We start from the raw sequence: 3905 nt of genomic DNA, 5'->3' as shown, positions 1-3905 counted from the left end.
GTGGGCGTTCCTCAGTCAGAGCGCCCACAGCGTCCCTCTGAGCCGCCTGAGCCCTCACGCGGCCCGTCGCCCGCCGTGCAGCGGCTCGACCGGCAGATCGCCGACCAGGGCCGAGAACTGGCCGCTGCCCGCGAGCGCGGCGCGGAGATTGGCGAGCGGCTGCTCGATGTGCAGCTAGAGATGCGGACAGCCGCCCAGGATCGTGACAGCACAGCCCAGGCCGCCCAGGCAGCCTCCCAGGGCGTGAGCGCCGCGCAGGGGGAGCTAGACGGTATCCGGGGCTGGTTTAAAGGCCGACAGCGCCGGGAGGCCGAGGGCCGGCTCGATGCCGCCCAGGATCGCCACCAGCAGGCTCAGGAGGCCGCACAGGCGGCGCAGGCCCACCATGGCGCCCTATCACGCGAGTACGGCCAGCTGAGGCAGCAGGCGGCCCCAGCGGGCCGGGAGGTCGAGAAGCTGGAAGCCGAGTACCAGCGGCTCCAGCGGCAGCGCACCGCGCAGATCGAGCGGGAGCAGCCCCAGGCGCCCGCCCAGGAGCAGGGCGACGGCATGGACGCTTGGAGCCGGGAGGCTGCTCAGGAACGCTCACAGGCGCCTCAGAAGGACGCCTGGAGCCGCGAACGCGACCAGGGCTGGCCGAGCCGCGGCAACGACGGCCCCGAGCTGGGCTAGCCCTGCCGGGACTCCTCGAGCAGCCGCAGAGCAGCGTCCTCGTAGCTCTCGCCGGGCTGCGCCTGCGCTTCGATAGTGGCCCGAGGAATCCCGTAGAGCGCCCCTGAGCCAGTCTTAGCCGCCCCCTGCCGGGCCTTCTTGGCTTCTTTCTGCCGGCGTTGCGCCTCTTCCTCGCGGCGCTTCTTCTCCTCCAGGCGCTTCACTTCGCGTTCGTCCGTGAAGGTGAACTCGATGTGCGTGACCTTTCGGCCGGTCTTGCGTGGCTTCCAGTCGACATGCAGGGGGCTGCGCTCGTTGATCTGCGAAACGGCCTGTTCTAGCACCCACCGCCTGAAGTCCTTGAAATTGGGGTACTTGTCGCCGACTCCGAGCGTGCGCCGCAGCCACTCGACTTCCACCTCGCGGCTGCCGCGTCGCCGCCATTGCACCAGGAGCTCGTAGACGCGGATCGCGTAGCGGCTGGTCATCCGCGCCACGTCCTGCATGTGGTAGACGGTGTACTGCTCGAGCAGGTTGTTCACGTAGGGCAGGATCGACGTGCTCAGGCGCACATCGACATAGCCCTCGCCCTCGGCGTAGACCGCTTCCTGTATCCAGCGGAACTTGCGCTTCTTTGGCGGCGCGGTGCCGTTCGGTCCCTCGAACACCTCCACCGAGCGCTCGTAGAGCCGCTCGGTGGCGACCGCTGCATCGCGGTAGGCGTCGGGTGTGGGAATGTCGGTCAGCTCGGCGATGTCGCGCGCGTAGACGCGATACAGGCGCTCGTCAGTGGCCTCTTGGCCGATCTGCGCGAAGCACGCCAGCAGCAGGCGGTGTTCGGCGACGCTCAGGTCGTAGCTGGCCTCGACGACGGCGTTGGCCTTGTAGACGCGGAGATCCTTGCTCTTGTTCATGGCGGCTCCCTGGTTGGCTGCCACCACTTTACCACAAATGGGAGGCGTATTTTTTCAACCTCCCATAAGTATCAATCCCTCCCCCTTTCCGGTATCAATCCCTCCCCTTTAGGTATCAATCCCTCCCCTTTAGGTATCAATCCCTCCCCTTTAGGGCGAGTTACCCATTAAAAATCAACGAGTTATACCCCCGGAAACATGTGAAACATGTAAAAAATACAGAAACACGCGCGTGCGCGTGCGCGTGTACGCGCGCGAGAGCGCTACGCGCTCGCCTACCCTCCGCTTCGCTCCGCCCGGCCGGAGGCCGCCTGATGACGGCGCGCCGGAGGCGCGGCTGGCGGGGCTTCGAGGCGCTGCGCGCCTGCGCCCCTGGTAGTGGGCGGCTACGCCGCGAGAGGCCGTGCAGAACCGCAGCCAAACCCTGTTCGGCAGGACGGTGGGCTGACGCCCACCCAAACCCCGTTCGGCATGGCCTTCGGCCATAACCCCAGACCCGCCGCGACGGCGGATCTCCGATCCGGCCAGCGGTGGGTCCGACAAGCGCAGCGCGTCAGGCTCCTACCGGATTGCCGTAGCGGTCACGCACGGGCTTCAGCGCCATGTTGAGCGCCCAGCCAGGCTGCTGTGCTGCTGGACGCAGCGTGGCGCCGTAGAGGCCGCTGATCGGCCCCAGGCCGAACAGCTTCCGGTCGCGGTGGCCATCGCCGAGCCAGCCGTCGAGCTCTTTGAGCAGGCGCTCCATCGTCGCGTCGTCGCCTTCGGCGCGCCCGAGGATCATCGAGCCGATCAAGATCCGGCGCCGCGTGTCCTCTTTGCGCTTCAGCTCGCGGAGCCGAGCCAACTTTGCCTCTGCGTCGGCGAGCTGCTGCTCGGTCGTTCTGTGCTTCGCCATCGTCTCCTCGCTGCTGCTAAACCCAGGGCGAGCACGCTCGCCCGCCGCGTTCGCGGCAGTCGGCCTCTGGCCGACCAGTCCGCCCTGCTCTACACTGTAAACCAGTTTTCGTCAGGTTGTGGGGCGGACTAAAACCCGAAGGGCGCACCTAGAGTATCGACAAGTCGATACGTGCGCCGGGGCTCCGCCCCTGGACCCCAAAACCTAACCCCACCCCTACCCCGGAGCCCGCCGGCATGGCGATGTATCACCTGCACGCAAAAGCGTTCCGCCGCAGCGAAGGTCGCAGCGCGACCGGCGCTGCGGCGTATCGTGCTGGTGAGCGCATCGTCGATGAGCGCACCGGCGTCGAGCACGACTACACGCGAAAGCGCGACGTGATCGGTGCCGAGCTGTGCCTCCCCGGTGGTGCCGCTGGGGACGACCGGGCCGCGTTTTGGAATCGCGTCGAGCAGCACCACAAGCGCCGAGACGCTACGGTCGCTCGCGAGACCGAGATCTCGCTGCCGACCGAACTCAATGACGAGCAGCGCCGCGAGCTCGCGCTCGAGTTCGCCCAGGAGCTGTCCGATCGCTACGGCGTCGCCATCGATGTCGCGTTCCACGCTCCGCGCCCGGTCAGCGACCGCGACCTGGAGCGCAACCCCGACCAGTTCCATATGACCGATCCGGACACCGGGCAGCGGCACAACGGCAACTGGCACGCGCACCTGCTGATGACGGCGTGCCACGTCGAGCCGGACGGCACCCTCGGCAAGAAGTGCGTCGAGCTCGATCCAATTCACTGCCAGCGGCACAAGATCGAGAACATGGCCGACCGCGAGCGCGGTCGGTGGGCAGACATGCAGAACGCCGCCCTGGCGCGGGCTCGCGCCGAGGTTCGCGTCGATCACCGCAGCTACGCAGATCGCGGCAGCGACCAGGTGCCGACGGTGCATCTCGGCGGCTATGCCGCCCGGATGCAGCGCGACGGCGAACCGGAGCAGAGCGAGCGCGCATCGCTGAATCTCGAGATCCGTGCCGCGAACGCCGAGCTCCATCAGCTCCAAGAGCGAGCCGCGCAGCGTGCTGCCGAGCGCGAGGCCGAGGAGCAGCGCGAGTGGGACGAGTGGACGAGCGAGCCGGGGGTGTGTAGCGCAACGGGCCGGATCGTCGACGAGTCACGCATGATGCACCAGCTCGAGCAGAGCTGGCGGGAGCACCAGCGGCTCAAAGCTGCCGAGCTGCCCGATCCTGAGCCCCAGCCCCAGGAGCCCGAGCCGGAACCGAAAATGACCCGGGCGGAGGCGTTCCAGCGGGCCGCTGAGCGGATGAAAGCTCGGCGGCTGGAGCGGGTGGGCGTTCCTCAGTCAGAGCGCCCACAGCGTCCCTCTGAGCCGCCTGAGCCCTCACGCGGCCCGTCGCCCGCCGTGCAGCGGCTCGACCGGCAGATCGCCGACCAGGGC

At 68.0% G+C, this 3905-nt stretch carries 4 protein-coding genes; 2 read left to right on the top strand and 2 right to left on the bottom strand.

Annotated elements, in window-relative coordinates; genetic code table 11:
* On the top strand, positions 1 to 672 hold a 672-nt coding region (locus OP496_RS16790), incomplete at its 5' end, for a hypothetical protein (RefSeq protein ID WP_280564950.1).
* On the opposite strand, the gene OP496_RS16785 is transcribed toward OP496_RS16790, so the two are convergent.
* Together OP496_RS16785 and OP496_RS16780 are read right to left on the bottom strand one after the other, a co-directional pair.
* Entirely contained in the window at positions 669 to 1565 is an 897-nt protein-coding gene (locus tag OP496_RS16785) for a replication initiation protein (protein WP_280564948.1), read from the bottom strand. The two genes, OP496_RS16790 and OP496_RS16785, sit on opposite strands and share 4 nt — an antisense overlap.
* A gap of 553 nt (positions 1566 to 2118) precedes the next feature.
* Positions 2119 to 2460, bottom strand: a complete 342-nt coding sequence (locus OP496_RS16780) for a hypothetical protein (protein WP_280564946.1) — start codon at positions 2458 to 2460, stop codon at positions 2119 to 2121.
* 236 nt (positions 2461 to 2696) lie between these two features.
* On the opposite strand from OP496_RS16780, the gene OP496_RS16775 reads away from it, so the two are divergent.
* The coding region (locus tag OP496_RS16775) for a MobA/MobL family protein (protein WP_280564944.1) at positions 2697 to 3905 on the top strand (1209 nt) is incomplete at its 3' end.

The organism is Chromohalobacter sp. 48-RD10 (assembly GCF_029889785.1).
Classification (GTDB): Bacteria; Pseudomonadota; Gammaproteobacteria; order Pseudomonadales; family Halomonadaceae; genus Chromohalobacter.
This window is presented reverse-complemented; position numbering and strand designations above follow the sequence as displayed.